At 49.8% G+C, this 16,812-nt stretch carries 14 protein-coding genes; 9 read left to right on the top strand and 5 right to left on the bottom strand.

The features are described from left to right. The first annotated feature begins 3 nt into the window (after positions 1-3). Entirely contained in the window at positions 4-804 is an 801-nt protein-coding gene (locus SIB80_RS12590) for a phosphoadenylyl-sulfate reductase (RefSeq protein WP_063418989.1), read from the top strand. Next, positions 762-1,517, top strand: a complete 756-nt coding sequence (locus tag SIB80_RS12585; RefSeq protein WP_063418941.1) for a type III pantothenate kinase — start codon at positions 762-764, stop codon at positions 1,515-1,517. Before SIB80_RS12590 ends, SIB80_RS12585 begins: the two co-directional genes overlap by 43 nt. On the opposite strand, the gene bcp is transcribed toward SIB80_RS12585, so the two are convergent. Continuing rightward, a complete protein-coding gene (gene bcp / locus SIB80_RS12580; RefSeq protein WP_063418939.1) occupies positions 1,495-1,962 on the bottom strand; it encodes a thioredoxin-dependent thiol peroxidase in 468 nt (155 codons plus the stop codon). The two genes, SIB80_RS12585 and bcp, sit on opposite strands and share 23 nt — an antisense overlap. A 53-nt stretch (positions 1,963-2,015) precedes the next feature. Here bcp and SIB80_RS12575 point away from each other — a divergent pair, with 53 nt between their 5' ends. The 3 genes from SIB80_RS12575 (at position 2,016) to SIB80_RS12565 (ending at position 3,995) form a co-directional block, all read left to right on the top strand. After that, positions 2,016-2,618, top strand: coding sequence for a 4'-phosphopantetheinyl transferase family protein (locus tag SIB80_RS12575; protein ID WP_240951587.1), 603 nt, complete (start codon positions 2,016-2,018; stop codon positions 2,616-2,618). A 29-nt stretch (positions 2,619-2,647) separates the two neighbouring features. Continuing rightward, entirely contained in the window at positions 2,648-3,142 is a 495-nt protein-coding gene (locus SIB80_RS12570) for a thymidylate synthase (RefSeq protein ID WP_236065933.1), read from the top strand. 199 nt (positions 3,143-3,341) lie between these two features. Beyond that, a complete protein-coding gene (locus tag SIB80_RS12565; protein WP_236065932.1) occupies positions 3,342-3,995 on the top strand; it encodes a protein phosphatase in 654 nt (217 codons plus the stop codon). Between the two features lie 115 nt (positions 3,996-4,110). On the opposite strand, the gene SIB80_RS12560 is transcribed toward SIB80_RS12565, so the two are convergent. Next, positions 4,111-6,318: an AAA family ATPase gene (locus tag SIB80_RS12560; RefSeq protein ID WP_063418933.1), complete on the bottom strand. Its 2,208-nt coding sequence runs from the start codon at positions 6,316-6,318 to the stop codon at positions 4,111-4,113. Between the two features lie 51 nt (positions 6,319-6,369). On the opposite strand from SIB80_RS12560, the gene SIB80_RS12555 reads away from it, so the two are divergent. The 3 genes from SIB80_RS12555 to SIB80_RS12545 are packed head-to-tail and all read left to right on the top strand — an operon-like array spanning position 6,370 to position 11,230. Then, positions 6,370-7,497: an efflux RND transporter periplasmic adaptor subunit gene (locus SIB80_RS12555; RefSeq protein ID WP_063418931.1), complete on the top strand. Its 1,128-nt coding sequence runs from the start codon at positions 6,370-6,372 to the stop codon at positions 7,495-7,497. Between the two features lie 9 nt (positions 7,498-7,506). Continuing rightward, complete coding sequence (locus SIB80_RS12550; protein ID WP_063418929.1) at positions 7,507-10,944, top strand: efflux RND transporter permease subunit; 3,438 nt, start codon at positions 7,507-7,509, stop codon at positions 10,942-10,944. Between the two features lie 4 nt (positions 10,945-10,948). Then, entirely contained in the window at positions 10,949-11,230 is a 282-nt protein-coding gene (locus SIB80_RS12545) for a hypothetical protein (protein ID WP_063418927.1), read from the top strand. Positions 11,231-11,233: 3 nt separating this feature from the next. Here SIB80_RS12545 and SIB80_RS12540 read toward each other — a convergent pair whose 3' ends face one another. Next, a complete protein-coding gene (locus SIB80_RS12540) occupies positions 11,234-12,892 on the bottom strand; it encodes an alpha-D-glucose phosphate-specific phosphoglucomutase (RefSeq protein ID WP_063418925.1) in 1,659 nt (552 codons plus the stop codon). A 134-nt stretch (positions 12,893-13,026) separates the two neighbouring features. On the opposite strand from SIB80_RS12540, the gene SIB80_RS12535 reads away from it, so the two are divergent. Beyond that, positions 13,027-13,380: a hypothetical protein gene (locus SIB80_RS12535; RefSeq protein ID WP_236076873.1), complete on the top strand. Its 354-nt coding sequence runs from the start codon at positions 13,027-13,029 to the stop codon at positions 13,378-13,380. A gap of 164 nt (positions 13,381-13,544) precedes the next feature. On the opposite strand, the gene SIB80_RS12530 is transcribed toward SIB80_RS12535, so the two are convergent. Then, positions 13,545-13,952: a hypothetical protein gene (locus tag SIB80_RS12530; protein ID WP_063418921.1), complete on the bottom strand. Its 408-nt coding sequence runs from the start codon at positions 13,950-13,952 to the stop codon at positions 13,545-13,547. Positions 13,953-14,510: 558 nt separating this feature from the next. Continuing rightward, the gene (locus SIB80_RS12525; protein WP_413352195.1) at positions 14,511-16,649 is read right to left on the bottom strand and encodes a tetratricopeptide repeat protein; all 2,139 of its coding nucleotides are present in this window, start codon (positions 16,647-16,649) and stop codon (positions 14,511-14,513) included. Positions 16,650-16,812 lie beyond the last annotated feature (163 nt).

Genomic DNA, 16,812 nt, shown 5'->3' with positions numbered 1-16,812 from the left:
GAGATGACTGATGGCTCCATTGATACGGTGACCACTGCCACGTCTACTAAGGCAGGCCAATCTCCGAGTGTGCAGGTTGCCTCGCTTCTCGAGATGCCTCTGGAGGATGCTCGGATACACCTTGCCAAGCTTTCTGCTCAGAAACGTCTTGAGTGGGCACTGAAGCAGTTTGGTCAAGGCTTTGTTCTGACATCGAGTTTCGGCATTCAATCAGCTGTTCTGCTGCACATGCTGCATGGTCTTGATGGTGGTTCGGTGGTCCCTGTGGTCTGGGTGGATACGGGCTATCTACCAGCTGAGACCTATTTCTATGCCGATCAGCTCACGCGTCAGCTTGGGTTGGATTTAAAGGTGGTTCAAAGCCCAATGTCTCCCGCTCGGATGGAGGCTATCTATGGCCGGCTCTGGGAGACAGGCTCGGTGAAGGATCTGGAGACATATCACCGAATTCGCAAGGTGGAGCCCCTCGAACAGGCTCTGGATGATCTCCATGTGCATTGCTGGGCCAGTGGGGTGCGCAGTGATCAGACCGACTATCGGCGCTCAATGGCTTTTTTGGATCTGATTCGTGATCGCCTTTCATTGAGGCCTTTACTCGACTGGACTCCGAAGGAGGTTTTCTATTACATGCAGGAGCATCAGTTGCCGCAGCATCCTCTGTTTGAAAAGGGTTACTCCACGGTCGGCGATTTGCATTCCAGTGCTCCCGATGGGGGGGAGGCATCTGGACGGGAGACACGCTTTGGAGGTCTTAAGCAGGAATGCGGCCTTCACCTTCCAGGTGTGTTGGGCGAAGGCATCTAAAGGTGGAGGTTGTGAGGCATTGCCTGTTGATTGGCAACAGTCGCTGGCATTGGGCCGAGTATCAGGCTGATGCATGGCAGTTTTGCCATAGCGTTCCCAATCCGCTCAAGCTTCAAACGCTTGAGGCCCCTCTTGTGGCATGGGCTGCTGTTGGTCCGATCCCTGCGGGAGTTGTCTTGGATCCGAACCGGCGCTTGGTGTTGGGGGATGTGCCCTTAACCCGAATGCCTGAATGGCTCGGCATTGATCGAGCTTTGGCGGCCTGGGGTGCGTTGAGAAGAGCTCACATCAGCGGGATGTCGTCTTCAGGCCTGCTTGTGGCCGATGCCGGCACCGTGTTGAGCTTGACGCGAGTGACGGCGGCTGGTGATTTCGCTGGTGGACAGTTGGTGCCGGGTTTACGTCTGCAGCTAAGTGCCATGGCGCAGGGAACCCAAGGTCTGATTGATCCAGGCATTGGCTCAGTTAGTGCTGAACCATTTCCTTTCGCCACGGCCGAGGCCATGCGTCGGGGCAGCCTTCAGGCACTGCTTGGCACTCTTCTAGAGGCTCAGCGTGAGGCGGCACTACCGCTTTGGTTGTGTGGAGGTGATGCCTCGGTTCTTCAGGAAGCACTTAGTCAGAGGGGGCTCGGTGTGGTTCATCATCCGAATCTTGTCTTGGAGGGGATGGTTGACGTGCACGATCGGATTAGTCGAGCCCCAAGTCTTTGAGGATTTGATCGGCCATGGTTGCGGCTTTCACCTTGAGATAAATCAGTTCCAGGTTGCCCTTTGGATCTACGACAAAGCTATGGCGCATCATGCCCATGTATTCGCGCCCCATGAATTTTTTGAGCCCATAGCTTTCGTAGCAGCTGGCCACTGGGCAGGGTTCCGTGTCGCTAAGAAGGGTGAAAGGAATCTGATACTTGTTGATGAATTTGGTGTGGGATGTAGCACCGTCTTTGCTGATACCAAGCACCTTGATGTCATTGGCCTCGAAGCGTTTCCATTGGTCTCGGAAATTGCAGGCTTCCTTCGTGCAGCCAGGGGTGTCGTCCTTCGGATAGAAGTAGATCACAACCCTTTGACCTCTTAGTGATGCCAGCTGAACGAGGGTGCCGTCTTGATTGGGGAGATTGAAATCTGGTGCTGGATCACCAATCTGCAGGGTCATTGATGCCGCTTCAACTCAATAGCAGAAGCGTACTGGCGTTGTGGTTATTTCCGATGCAGGCTCCCTTGATGCCTATCAGTAGGGAGGAGGAGCAATGGGCTGGGCGATTGTCTGCGGGGCGTTCAAGGCAGTTCAGACAGTCTCGTGGCTATGTACGTCATGCCCTGGCTGACCTGTGGCAAGTGTCTGCACTTCAGATTCCATTGCAGGCCCCTCCAGGCAAACCTCCAGAGCTGGCAAATGGCTGGGGATACATCAGCTTCAGTCACTGTCAAGATGCACTGCTGGTGGGTTGGTCGCCGCAACGGGTCGGGGTGGATTTGGAGCGCAGTGACCGTCCTATTGCTGCGGAGTTGCTTGCACGTCGTTATTTCTGTGCTGACGATCAGGCAGCTCTCTGCCATTTGAGGGGTGCGGCTTTGCGGGATGCCGTGCTTGAGCAATGGCTAAGTAAAGAAGCAGCGATTAAATGGCAGCGGGGCAGCCTGGCGGCGGATCTGATTCATTGGCGTTGTGGGGTCGACTCTGCGTTTGCTGTTCATGAGCTATTGGGGCATCAGGTCGATGTTCATCGAATTCATCACAACATTTGGAGCATGGCGGTGGTGAGTGATTTCAGTGCGATGTCTAATTCCCCAATGCTCTGCTTAGTTTGAGGGTCATTGTTGAGACGCTCATGCTCGGCATGCTGAGCTCACAGAAAGCCCCATCGCTTGTAGCCGCAGTCCTTTTGGCAGTGATGGGTTTGTTGGGGATGCATCAGGAGCAGGGGCTCATGGTTTCTGGAACTTGGTCGAGTGGTGAAGATGTGACGTCTCTCTTGGCGGAACGGGAGGCCGCTCTCAACCTGCGCAGCGAGGCCGAAGCGTTGTTGTTGTCTTTCACCCGAGCTCAGATGACACGTTTCTATTGGGGTGAGTTTGCCTCGTCGTTGGATGAGCTGGGTCTGACTGTCGGAGAACCTCTCGTCGCACATGTGCAACGATCAAAAAACTTCACCATGTTGTGGTTGGCTCCTCAACATGGCGAGGAAGCCTATTTAGCCATTGTTCGTCGTGACAGCAGCGGCACTAGGCTCGAGAGACTTCATTGCAGAGGCAATGTTTCCAGGTTGAAGAAACCTTTTTTGGGTAGTTGCCCAGATGGATGGAGTGTATTTTTGCCTTTAAACAACATCTGAATGTTGCGATCTTCATTTATTCAGACCTTGTGTTGATTATATGAAGAGAGATTCTTGATCTCTAAGCATGAGGCATGGCAATTGGGGTTCTTATCTTAGCTGTTTACAAAAGTATGAGTTTGGGAATTGATAAGGCGATTGTGTTGGCGAATCTATCTTTAGCAGCTAGTTTAGATTGGATACCTATTCACAATCGTCCGTGTTCACTCGTCTTGCCGCCGGTTTGCTTGCCGGCGCTTCATTGTCGGTCCTAGCGATGCCAGCTCAGGCAGAAACTAATGCCCCCGTTCGCTGGAACTCGGGAGGTGCCGTTTGGACTACTACCTCCAATGATTTTGAAACTTTCTTGAGCACTGGTGAGACTAATCTTGATCGGGCTCTTGACCAAGGAATTGACCGCTCAGGTTGGTCTGCTGATGAAATTCAGCAGGGTATGACCAAAACCTATGACGTCGAAGTCATTGACGTCACTCGCTTCCTCTACTCCGATGATGGAGTTGTCTTCCTTAAGAATCAGACGAAGAGCTATTTCCCTTATTGGAAGATGACTGATACGGCTGTGCAGGGATTGCGTGCCGCAATCATTGCTGATTCCGCTGATGGCAGTATTTCTTCAGCTGGAATTATGGCCAATTTGCCAGTTTCCTTCCGTCTGGCTGACACCTGTGGCACTTTTGATGGTAGCCAGAATGTTTGTGCAGATGGCAAGTGTCAGGGCGACGCTCAATGCACCTCCCTATTGTCTTGGTATGTCTTCTTGCCTGCATGTGTTCAGGCCAACCAACTTGCACCTAGATGGATTTATGGGGGTAAGACATCAATTCCTATGGGTGGTGAGACTACTTTCTACTAACTAAAAAATGCCTTCTTTAAGGTCTTTGGTTAGGCTTTTTTGACGATATATTTCAAGCCCCGGCATTGCCGGGGCTTTTTTTATTGCTGTTGGTCTTCCCGATGGCTTGGCAGTGTTAGTGGAGTCTGCGGCTGCCGATGATGCGTTGATGGATCAGGCGTTGGGGTAGTTGTTGTCCTCGCGTGCGCTTGAGCATGAGCTCCAGGTTTTCCAGGACCTCTAACGATGCATGGTTCGCTACTAGGTCTCGGTAGGGTCGCCCTTCGCTGAGCCAGCGATGCTCAAGGCTCTCATCCACCTGCAGCGTCAGGAGTTCCTCCCATCTCTCCCAGGTCAGCTGCCAGCCGCACTCCTTCAGGTTTTGTGCAAGGAGGGAATCGAGGCGCTGGCTTTCAAGCCAGATCTTTTCGCTAGCGATCAGTGGTGCTAGCAGGTTTCTCTCCGCGGGATTGGCTCCTTTGCTCTCTAGTAATTGCAGTAGGGCCTCGGCCGGCCCGATGTCTGCATGGCTGATCAGGAGCCTTAGACCGGTTTCATTGGTGCATCGCTGGCTGATCAGGCTCCAAAGTTTCTTCTGTTCTGTACCTGCAATGTCTTGGCTGGAGAGACGTCCCCCAATCCATTCGAACTGATGTTCTGCTGGTAAGTCTTGGAGTGCATCGCTGCCTCCATCGATCAGTTCAGGGCGGATGATTGGGTCGAGCAGATCGAGCTGAGCGATTAGGCGCGCCTGATCCTGCGCTGTTGCGCAGAGGATTGTGACACCGCCTTCAGGCACTGCTTGAAGCGGATCGAGTGCCCAGAGCAAGGAGCGTCCACCCATCATCAGAACTCGATGGTGGCGTTGGCAAGTCACTCCCGACCAGAGGCGTTCGCGCAGGTGGTTTAGGCGTTCTCCATCTTGGCTGAGCTGGCGTTGCACCCATCTTTCTAGTTCAGGGGTTTCTGGACCACTGCTAACGAGCAATGGGTTCTCCTGGACTGATTCGCTTGCTGCGGCGAGCTGTGCTGCCCTTCGTTCCAGCATGAGCAGGCGCCGGTGCCCTTCCCAGCCTTTTTGGCTCGGTTGCCAGAAGACTTCTCCTTGCAGGGAGGTGGGTAGGTATTGCTGAGAAACCCAGTGTTCTGCAAAAGCATGGGGGTAGCGGTAGCCGACACCATCTCCAAATGCTGCTCCGTCCCGATGGGCATCGCGGAGATGGCTGGGGACGTCTTGCTTCTGGGCCTCCCGCACCGTGCGTAGGGCTTCGAAGAAACCCAGCACACTGTTGCTTTTTTCGGCGCAGGCCAAGTAAAGGGTGGCTTGTGCCAGGGGGTAGAGACCCTCCGGTAGGCCGATTCGCTCGAAGGCTGCAGCACAGGCTTCTACAACCACGATCGCCTGGGGATCAGCGAGGCCAATGTCCTCTCCAGCGGCAATGAGCATGCGTCTGAAGATGAAGCGTGGGTTTTCACCAGCCTCCACCATGCGCGCTAGCCAGAACAGAGCTGCATCGGCATCTGAGCCTCGTAGGGATTTGATGAAGGCACTGATGGTGTCGAAATGGGCATCCCCATGCTTGTCGTAGAGCACTGCCCGCTCCTGAATTGATTCTTCAGCGATGGCAAGGTTGATATGGATTGAGCCCTGTTCATTGGGACGGCTGCTCTCCACAGCGAGTTCGAGAGCATTGAGCAGACTGCGAGCATCGCCGTTGGCGACATTGACGAGATGGTTTGCAGCTGCTGTGCTGAGCATCACCTGACGATCGCCATAGCCCCGCTCGCAATCTTGAAGAGCGTGTTTCAGGAGGCGATGAAGATCTTCACTCTCGAGGGCCTGTAGTCGGAACAGCCTGGAGCGGCTTACCAGCGCTTTGTTGACTTCGAAATAGGGGTTTTCCGTGGTGGCACCGATCAGTGTCACGGTGCCGTTCTCTACCCAGGGCAGCAGGGCATCTTGTTGGGCACTGTTAAAGCGGTGTACTTCGTCGATGAACAGAATGGTGCGTAAGCCATGTCGCTCCAGCCGCTGCTTGGCTGCGTCTACTTCTTGGCGAAGTTCTTTAACCCCTGCCAGAACAGCATTGAGGCTGCTGAAGTTGGCACGTGTGTGGCCAGCAATAATCCTGGCCAGGGTGGTTTTACCAACACCTGGAGGACCATGTAGCAGCAAGTTGCCTACACGATCGGCCGCAATGGCTCGGCGTAGGAGACGTCCTTCCGCCAGGATCGAACCCTGGCCAACAAATTCCTCCAGGGTTCTAGGGCGCAGGCGATCAGCTAGTGGTGCATGGCGCTTTAGCTCCTGATCTCCCTGGTATGTGAACAGATCTTGATCCAATGAGCTCAGGCACTGGTGGACAATTCTTGCGCTAGAGGATGACTTGTTGTCGTGAGCTGGAAACTTTCCATAATCAGGCTGTTGAACAAGTCGTTAGTGCCGAATCAGCAGCGCGCTCTTGTCGTTTTTACGGTGCTGTTGCTTTGCGCCTGTGGCAAGGCGAAAATACCTTTCTCGCCGATTACCGTCAGCCAGACCCCTGTGAAGACGGCTCAATTCACGGACGATATCGATACGGTGAGCACCTTGGAGGCGAAGGAGGAGGTGCATCTTGCTGCACAAGCTTCTGGTCGAATTATTGAGTTAAAGATTGATCAGGGTGATCAGGTTCAGCCTGGTCAGATGTTGGTTGTGCTTGATCAAGCTCAGATTCGTGCGGAATTGGCAGATTTCAAAGCTCAGGAGCAGAAGAACAAACTCAATTGGCAGCGATATGAATTCTTGGTCCCTCAAGGAGCTGCTTCGGCATTGGATCGAGATGAATACAAGGCCCAGTACATCGCCTCTCGAGAAAAGGTAAAAGCCACAGAAGCAACGCTTGCATATAGCAATTTGCGTTCTCCAATTTCAGGGATTGTGGCTGATGTTGATGTCAAGGTTGGAGATGTTATCCGTTCTGGTGATCCATTCACCAAATTGATCAGAAATAACAGGCTTTTGGCTCGAGTTGAGGTGCCTGCCACATTCTCTGATCGGATTAAGATTGGCTTGCCTGTCTTTCTCAGCAAGACTGGATCGTCAGATGTGATGGCGACTGGTGAAATTAATTCTGTGGGCCCGACTGTGAATAGAACTACCCAGGGCTTACTAGTGAAGGCAGCCTTTGAGAATGGTAGTGGATCGTTGCGAAATGGTCAGCGCTTGCGAACGCGGGTTCAATTAGATACGAGAGAGGAGTTGTCTGTTCCGTTTGCTGCGGTAACACAAACTTCGGGCCAGAGCTTTGTTTATCGAGTGGGCAGTTTCCAAGAGCTTGAGGATTTTTCTAGCAATGTTTCTCTTGAGAAACTTCGTAAGTTACCCCACTCCACACGTTTTGCTTTGCAGACCCCTGTGACGTTGGGGAAATTACAGAAGCAGCGCTATGCAGTTGTAAAGGGGCTCAAACTTGGCGAGCAGGTGATCACAACAAATCTTTTGAAATTGAGACATGGTATGCCCATCTCTGTTAAAAACTGAGGCGAATAGATGTCTGCATCAAATAACTTTATTACGCGACCTGTTTTAGCAACAGTTTGCAGTTTGTTGATCGTCATTGCGGGACTGATTTCTATCCCTATTTTGCCGGTTGAAATGCTTCCGGATATTGCTCCGCCAACAGTAAAAGTAAATTCAATATACACCGGTGCAGATGCTGAATCGGTTGAGCAGGGTGTGACCAGCGTGCTTGAGCAGCAGATTAATGGTGTGGAGAATATGGACTATTTAACTTCCTCAAGCTCTGCTGATGGGGTGAGCTCGATTGCTGTTGCTTTCGAAAGTGGTAGTGATAGCGATATTAATCAAGTTAATGTTCAGAACAGGGTCGCGCTGGCAGAGCCACAGTTGCCGGAAGAAGTGCGTAAGGCAGGGGTGAGTGTTAATAAGGCTTCCAATTCTATCTTGCTTCTTTATAACTTCGTTAGCGAAGATCCAAACTATATTGAATATAGCGTAGAAACGATTAGTGGGCTGCTAGATCTGAGCCTAACGGACGAGGTTAAGCGGGTTAAGGGAGTTGGCGAGGTGACCTACTTTGGTAATCGTAAGGTTGCTTTTAGGCTTTGGCTGGACAATGAAAAGCTTGAGGTCTTTGGCCTGACTTCAGCGGATGTAATTGGGGCGATTGAAAGCCAGAACCGTTTGGTTCCTGCTGGGAATATAGGAGGTGAACCATCTGCAGAAGGGCAGATATTTACTTTTCCTGTGCAATTAAATGGCCGCCTTGTGAGCATTGGAGACTTTGAAAATATGGTCGTCAGGACTACCGAGGATGGCGGATTAGTGAGGTTCAGCGATGTCGGTCGTGTTGTGCTTGGTGGTGAAAGCTATTCCAACAGCGCTACGGATTTGCAGGGAGTCCCTTCTGTGAGCATGGCTGTTTATCAATTGAGTGGCAGCAATGCTCTTGAGGTTTCCAATGGAGTGAAAGATGTTCTTGAAGAATTTTCCGCCAAAATGCCTGTTGGCATGAAGATGGAGAAAATCTATGACAATACAGATTTTATTAATGCATCAATTAATGGAGTCATCAATTCGCTTAGAGATGCGATCATTTTGGTGGTGCTTATTCTGTTTATATTTTTACAGAATTGGAAAGCTACTTTGGTGCCTGGTATTGCCATCCCTGTTGCGCTTGTAGGTACATTCTCTCTGGTTTTAGGGTTTGGCTTCTCGCTCAACCAGCTCACCTTATTTGGATTGGTTCTTGCTACAGGATTAGTGGTTGATGATGCAATCACAGTGATTGAAGATACCTCAACTAAGAAGGCATCAGGGATGACTGCCTTGGAAGCTGCGAAGTCAACAATGGATGAGCTTTTCTCTGCAGTTATTGCTACATCATTGGTTCTTTTCTCAGTTTTTTTGCCAGTGTTATTTTTCCCTGGTGCTACGGGTTCGATCTACAAGCAGTTTGCAGCAACGATTATTTTCGCTATCGCGATTTCTACCTTTAATGCTTTAACTTTTTCTCCCATGCTTTCTGCCTTGCTTTTGGGCCGGGAAGGCACAGCTCCGGGACGCAATACATATGCAATTTCTGGGGCATTCATTGGGTTTATCTACGGACTATTAGTTGTTGGTGGTGGTGCTGCGCTGGCCTTGATCCCTATAGCAATCGCTGCAATTCTTGGCTTTGTGCTTTCTCGCTTGACTGGCCGTTCGTTGAGGCTGCCATTCTCTGTTGCAGGGGCTGTGATTGGCCTTTTCATCGCAGGAGTTTCAAATCCCGTGCCAGTTGTTTTATTCGCTGGCCTTGGCTTGGCCTTGGGTTGGTATACACCATGGATTTTTAGTCATTTCAATCGCATTTATTCCGTCTTTGAGCAGCGCTATGCCGATCTGCTCGAGTGGGTTCTTGGCCGCCGTTCTCTTGTGATGGGAATTCTTGCGGTAGGCGTTCTGCTTACCGGGGTTGCTTTTACTGCGATTCCAGGTGGATTTGTGCCTACTGAAGACCAGGGCTATGCCATCGGCGTGTTGCAGGCCCCAGAAGGTGTGTCTACTCAGGTCACCGAGAAGATTAATAAGCAAGTTGCTGAGATATTGCGCAGCGAACCCGATATCACTTCAGCAGCAATTTTTAGTGGAGCAAGTTTTGATGGCAATAGCCCTAACAAAGGATTGTTTTTTGTTGGGATGCGTAATTGGGATGAGCGAAAAAATCGTGATCAATCTGCCGATGCAATTGTTGGACGGCTAAATCAGAAGTTCTTTGGGGCTATTGATGGCGCGAGGATTTTTGTTGTTGAGCCACCTGCGATTCCTGGATACGGTATTGGCAGTGGATTTGAGTTCCAATTACTTGACAAGAGTGGAGGTGCTTATGGCTTAAACAACTTCTTTGCCTCGGCTGGTCAAATCATTCAGCAGGCGAATGCAAATCCATTGTTGAGCAGTGTACGGACTTTATTCTCTCCTGAATCTCCGCAGCTACGAGTTGAGGTCGATAGGGATATTATGGCCTCTCTTGATGTTGACTTCAGCTCTGCAATGCGTGTGTTTAGCGCTAATTTTGCAGGCGCCTATGTTAATGATACCTTCCAAGAAGGTAAGGTTCTTCGTGTTTATGTTCAGGCCGATGAATTGGGTCGGTCTGCACCTGAAAGACTGGCTTCAATTTACGTTAAGAATCGGGCGGGTGAGCAGATTCAGCTCTCGCAATTTTTAACAGTTGAACCTTCTGTCGGGCCAAGTGTGATCTCTCACTTTAACCTTTACAGATCGATAAAAATAGAAGGATCACCTGCTGCTGGTAAGAGCTCGGGGCAGGCAATTAATGGTATGAAGGAGCTTTTTGCAGCTCAGAATCTTAAGAGCCTCGGATTTGATTGGACAGGGATATCTCGAGAGGAAGTAAAAGCTGGTGCACTAGCTGTTGTGATTTTTGCATTGGGAATTTTGGTGGTTTATCTCGTGCTTGCAGCTCAATACGAGAGTTATGTAGACCCTCTGATTATTTTGATGACAGTTCCTACTGCAATGCTTGGAGCCTTGTTGTTTCTGGCATTGCGTGGCGAGGTTCTCAACATTTATGCACAGGTTGGCCTTGTGATGCTGATTGGCCTAGCTGCTAAAAATGGGATCTTGATTGTTGATTTGGCTAATCAACGCATGGCTGAGGGAGTTACGGCCCTTGAAGCAGTAAGGCAGGCAGCCAAGTCGAGACTTAGGCCCATCATTATGACTGCTATTTCGTCTCTTTTTGGCTTTATGCCGTTGGTCTTGGCTAGCGGAGCAGGAGCCCGCAGCCAAGCTTCTCTTGGCACGGTTGTATTCGGTGGCCTTTTGGTTGCCACGTTCCTTTCGCTTTTTGTTGTGCCTGTCTTTTATGTTGTTGTTAAAGCTCTTGTAGGCACCTTTAGTGATATAGAACAAGCCAGCACCAATTTACTTAATTCGGGAGACCCCTCTGGGCAGGGATAAACCAATGAATCGCTCTCGCTCAATAAGAAACAAGCCCGTCAGCGGTGCGAGGGTATTGATAGCGCTGCTGGTGGGGTTCTTGCTCGGAGGTCTTGTTGCCCTCTTTTTGCGTACGGTGATCTCAAACACTCCTGTAGACATTCACAGTCAGAGGCTGAACCTTTTTTTCATCATGGTCACGCTATCTGGAGCTCTTGGAGCAGTGGTCATTGAAAGCATGCGCCAGCTGCAACAAAGCAGCACCGAGGCGGAATATCACCGCCGCCGACGTCGTGGTCTTCGCTGATCTTTAGGTAATCACTGTTGGATGCTCCATCCCTGTGCGTTTACGTATCTCCGCTAGGGCATCAATACCGTTAATCAGATCGGCCAGGGAGTGCTGAGGATCTTGCGTCAGGTCGCCATTGCTGGCCACATAGCTCTCGAGGTAGACGCGCAATGTGGCTCCTTTGGTGCCGGTGCCGGAGAGTCGAACTACCACACGGCTGCAGTCTTCTAGCAGGATCCGCAGGCCTTGTGATTCTGTGACAGAGCCATCAATGGGGTCGGTGTAACTGAAGTTGTCAGCCTGACTGACGTTGCGTCCCGCAAATGGCTGACCAACCAATCCAGGCAGCATGGCTTCGAGTCTGTTGTAGAGATCATGGGCAGGATCAGTGGCGATGGCTTCGTAGTCGTGACGTGAGTAGTAGTGACGACCAAAGCGCGCCCAGTGGCTATGCATCACTTCCGCAACGCTGCAACGCCGTTTAGCCAGGATCTGCAGCCAGAAGAGAACGGCCCATAGACCATCCTTCTCACGCACATGGTTGCTCCCTGTGCCGAAGCTTTCTTCGCCGCACAAGGTGATGCGATCAGCGTCTAGCAGGTTGCCAAAGAATTTCCAGCCTGTCGGGGTCTCAAAGCAATCGATTCCCAGTTCTTTGGCGACGACATCAACAGCAGCGCTGGTCGGCATGGAGCGAGCGACACCGTTAAGGCCATTGGCATAAGCCGGAGCTAGCTCAGCATTGGCAGTGAGGATGGCGAGGCTGTCACTCGGATTAACGAAGCAACTTGTGCCCAGGACCATGTTTCGATCACCATCCCCGTCACAAGCTGCGCCAAAGCGATAGTTGTCGCTCTTGAGGAGTAGATCGGCCAACTCATGGGCGTAGGTGAGGTTGGGATCGGGATGGCCACCGCCAAAATCCTCAAGAGGTATGCCATTGCGAACGGTGCCCGTTGAGGCACCAAGTATCCCTTCAAGTAGTCGCGTGGCATAGGGGCCGGTGACAGCATGCATCGCATCGAAGGCGATGGGGAAGTCGTTGCGAATCAGGGCAGCGATGCTGTCAAAGTCGAAAAGCTTTTGCATCAGCGTGACGTAGTCATCAACGCCGTCGATGACATCAACCTGCATGCTTCCGATCGCATGCTGCCCAGGTTGGTTTAGTGGGATCTCAGGGCAATCCACCAGGCTGTATTTCTCAAGCGTTTGTGTACGTGAATAGATCGCGTTTGTGAGTGATTCGGCTGCTGGGCCACCATTGGCACCGTTGACTTTGACGCCGAAGTCGCCATCTGGACCGCCTTGGTTGTGGCTCGCGGAAAGGATGATTCCTCCGATGGCCTTATTGGCACGGATGAGATGGGATGCTGCCGGCGTGGAGAGAATGCCATTTGTGGTGGTGATCACTCGGCTTAGGCCATGAGCAGCACCCATACGCAGGATCACATCAATGGCGCGGTGATTGCCGTAGCGACCATCTCCCCCCAAGATCAGAGTCCCCCCCTCAACGCCAGGCAGGGTTTGGAAGATTGCTTCAATGAAGCTCTCCAGGTAATTGGTTTGTTCGAATTGCTTGCTGCTTTTGCGTAGGCCGGAGGTCCCTGGTTTTTGGTCGTTGAAGGGTGTGTTCAGATGCACCTGGCGCTGTGTGGGTCCCGTCTGGGCCGAGCTGGTCATCAGAGACGAAGGCAGTTCTTAATTGAACCTAATCAAACGCAATCATCGATCCTGTTTTGGCCCCCTCCAGTTCTCGCGGCTAGTGTTCGCAAAGATCATTGAGAGGAGCTGAGATGCAGCTCAGTTGTTGGGGAATGGGCCGCCAATCCTATGGGCTGGTTTTGGCTGCTGCCATGCTGTTTTTAACAACTCCGTCGATGGCGTTTAAAGGAATTCGTCAGATCCCTTATCCGCAAGCCGAACAGGTGACGCGTACAGCTGCTGAGGCTGTGATTGTGAGGTCCGGCAGTGAAAGCTGCTTGCGCGGCAAGCTAACAAATGCCCTGCTCGATCTCACCATGAGCTGCAGCGCAACAGGTCGGTCGTCCTCATTGTGCAAATTGGCTGCTCAAGTTGCCTCTCAAGAAGGAGAGTTCAGTCTTGTTCAGATGACGACGACAGCAGAGACCTTGTTGGATTTCCTCGACACTGATTCTGTCGAGCCTTGATTGTTGAGCCTAGGGATTAGTTCAGGGTCATGACTGGGAGCCAACACCTGGATATTTAGGATTTGGGTTTGCTCTTAGACAGCCTTAAACAGGCCAGCAGTTCATTGAGGCAGTAGGTGATCAAGATGATCTACACATCAATTGCTTGATGTGTGCTTGCTGGTTCAGCTTTGTTGGGGGACCAGGCCACCTTTTTGGGAAGGTTTAGGTGCTGTTTGTTTTGCTGGATTGATGCAAATGATGGAGAGTCTTTTAGCGGGCTGATCGATGGCATCCCTACGCTGGAAGCTGTTTTTAGGGACCTTGTTGGCCACCTGAAGCAAATCCCAGACGACATCCTTGCAAGAGGATGGCAAACGGGGGTGGTCTAGTAAAGGATCGATCAATACTCGGGTGCGGCTGCAGGCTTCTGCATCATTGTCTCGGGAGCAGGCATAGGCCTGAAGCTGGATGCTGCGCAGCTCATCTTTGGTTGGGATCGGAATATATTCCACCTCGCTGCGTGCAGCTGGTGCTGCAGCGACTGTGAGGCTAATGAGAGCAAGGGTTGCTGAGATTTTGAACTGTTTCATGGTATCTATTTTGCCTTGAATCATCTGGTTGACAAATCCTAGTTGGAAGGTTTGAGAGGAGTCGAAAAACTGGATGATTTAAATGGTCGAATGATCATGGCTTCTTCGGCGGTTTTAAGCCGCAAACGATTGGCAAACGGAGTGCGTTAATACTCCTTATTGGCCAAATAAATAACTCTGGACCAATCTGTTCTTAGCATTTTGGTGTTCTTAAATTAGTTCTGCTTGAATTGGATGGAAATCTTGACGAAGGCTTCTCTGTGCGTATCAGATCTCTTAGAGATGCCATGCTCTAGGAACTCTTCAAGAAGCAGCCTAGTTATCAGGAGGCCACACGATTTCTAGAGAAGATGTTTGCTCACGAGTACAAGAAGATATTTCCTCGCTCAGGTGCCTGAAAGATCGACTGTTGCCTTTGAACTGCGTTAGGTTTGTTTGCGATGTGCTGGAGGATGTTGCTCTCAAGTGAATTCTGAAGAATTAGTCTAATGCCCTTGAGGCTGATGGTGTATTTGGGCAGAATATATGGTGTCTATAGAAATGAATTTAGCGAATGATTTAAAACTGTTTTTGAGTCCAGAAATGGTACATGGCTGAGAACGTTGAAGGATTTTCTTTCTCAAATTTGCCCCAGTTTTTTAAAGAGGTCATTCCGTTGTCTTCTGGATATTGCTCTTGATAGAGCTTTTTGACTTGGTCGGGGAGCATGAAGCCGCAAAAAATAAGCCCTTGAGCATCGAGTAAATCCTTGAGTTGATCAGTCGTGAATCTGTGCTCTTGAACATGGAAACAGAGATCACGGCATTCTGAGAGTGAGAAAAAGTCTACAAATTTTTCTGGGAGATTTAATAGCTCTTCGATTTCTCCATGAAGCACTTTTCTTCTGAAATCTCTGATGCTTTCGGGAGTGCTCTCTAGCCCTAATGTGTGAATTATTTTCCTTGCGTCCACGATAACTTTTCGGGCAATTTCACTGTACAGGCATAGCTTGATATACCCGCCAGGTTTGAGCTGTTGAACTAATGCTGACAATCCATTGGTTGGATTATCCATATGGTGTAGAACGCCGCCACACTCAATGATGTCAAACATTTCTCCGAGCTCAGAAGCTTTAAGGAGATCCATTTTTTTAAAAGATATATTATTCATCTTGTATTCTTTTGATGTTCTAACAGCGTATGCGAGGCTGCTGCAGCTTAGATCGATAGCTGTTATTTTGGCGTTTTTATAGCGGCTAGCATTTATGATTTGATTGCCGGTGCCGCAGCCAGCAATTAATATTTTAGGCTCAGAAATTAGTTGGTTGAATTGTTCTGGGAATTCTAGTTTTTGTGCCGTCGTTTCTCGCTTTATTGCTTCTGCAGCTGTGCGAGCAAATTCACTGCCAATGTGGATCGCATGTCGATATCTTGGGTATGGATTTTCTTCGTACATTTTCTGGACATTCTGTGAGATTGAATCGGTGATGCGGGCTGAGCTTTTTTCTAAGATAGCCTTGATTGTTTTTTCTTGCTCCGGTTCGTGGAATTGGACGTTGATGAAATCTTGTCTTTCTTCACTGGTGATTGGGTAATTGCAGATTAACTCTTTGCGGAAGCCTACCTGAAGGATAGGTACGTAACAGCTTATGATTGCGAGGTGTTTGTTTAGGGCGTCTTGGCTTTCTAATGCTGTGTCAATCAGTTTTTTCAATAGTTTTGTTTCTTCTATAGATTGGTTATAACAATATTCGTTGAGATAGCATTGTGTTGCCAAGGCTTCCGATAGGAGTTCCAGTTGCGGTGATATTCTCTTTCTCTCGATTGCGAATATTAGAATCTCTTTTCTCAGTCGGGTGAAAAATAGCTCGGCATCTTTATACGGTGGTATTAGTAGGGTGAGAGATTTGCGGAATCTCCAGTCTGCCGCAAGATTGTTGAGTGCTATGTTGTTTTGTGTGATGAGGTTTTCAGCCGATCCAGCTGCTTGAATGGTTGAAAGAAATGCTTGTAGAAATAGGTTAGAGAGATCTCTATGTGAAATGTCTTTTTGGTGGAGTAGGAGTTCGTATACTTGAGTGACGTTCTGTGCATTCGTGGGGTTTAGAGATATTTTTCCGTAGAATTTTTTTAGATTGTGAAATGCTGAAGGGTTGATGGGTTTAAGTGTTAAAGATTTGAGGGTAGAATCAAGAGCCTGATCAAAGTTTCCGAGGTCTTGATAGATTTCGCCTAGCTTTACGTGGGCGCTGGGGTTATTAGGATTCAGTTCTATTGATTTCAGGGTAGAGCCAATGGCTAAATCACTATTGCCGAGACCTTGATAGATATCGCTAAGAATCATAAAGGCAATTGGATTTTCAGGCTTGAGTTCTACGGATTTGAGGGTAGAGGCAAGGGCTAAGTCAAGGTTGCCAAGCTCTTTATAGATGTTGCCTAGGTTTGCGTGGGCTTCAGAATAATTTGGGTTTATTTTTATGGCTTTTTTGTACAGATCAATGGCTTCGTATGGGTTCCCGGCGTTTTTACGGATCACGCCTAGGTTTGAGAATATGCCCTCATGTAGGTATCCAATTTTAATTGCTTCATTGTAGGCTCTTTCGGCATTTTCAAGGTGACCTCGCATGTGATAATTGACTGCTTGTGTGTGAAGCTGCTCTCCTTGTGCCAGGCTTGATGGCGGGGGGGTGTTCCCTTTCTTTTCGTTATATTTGACCAATTTTGCTATTTTTTTCTGTGATTACTTTTTCATATTAAGCCATGGTTAATTCCCGGCTCCTTCCTTTCTACGCCTTGGTTCTCAGGTATGATCTGGGCTCCTAAGACGTTTTAGGAGCAAGAAGCTCTTGTTGAGAACGGAATGGCTACGAACGGCTAACTCC

The organism is Prochlorococcus sp. MIT 1327, from assembly GCF_047304785.1.
GTDB lineage: Bacteria > Cyanobacteriota > Cyanobacteriia > PCC-6307 > Cyanobiaceae > Prochlorococcus > Prochlorococcus marinus_D.
The sequence above is the reverse complement of the archived record's forward strand: the minus strand, read 5'-3'. Positions and strand labels throughout refer to the sequence as shown.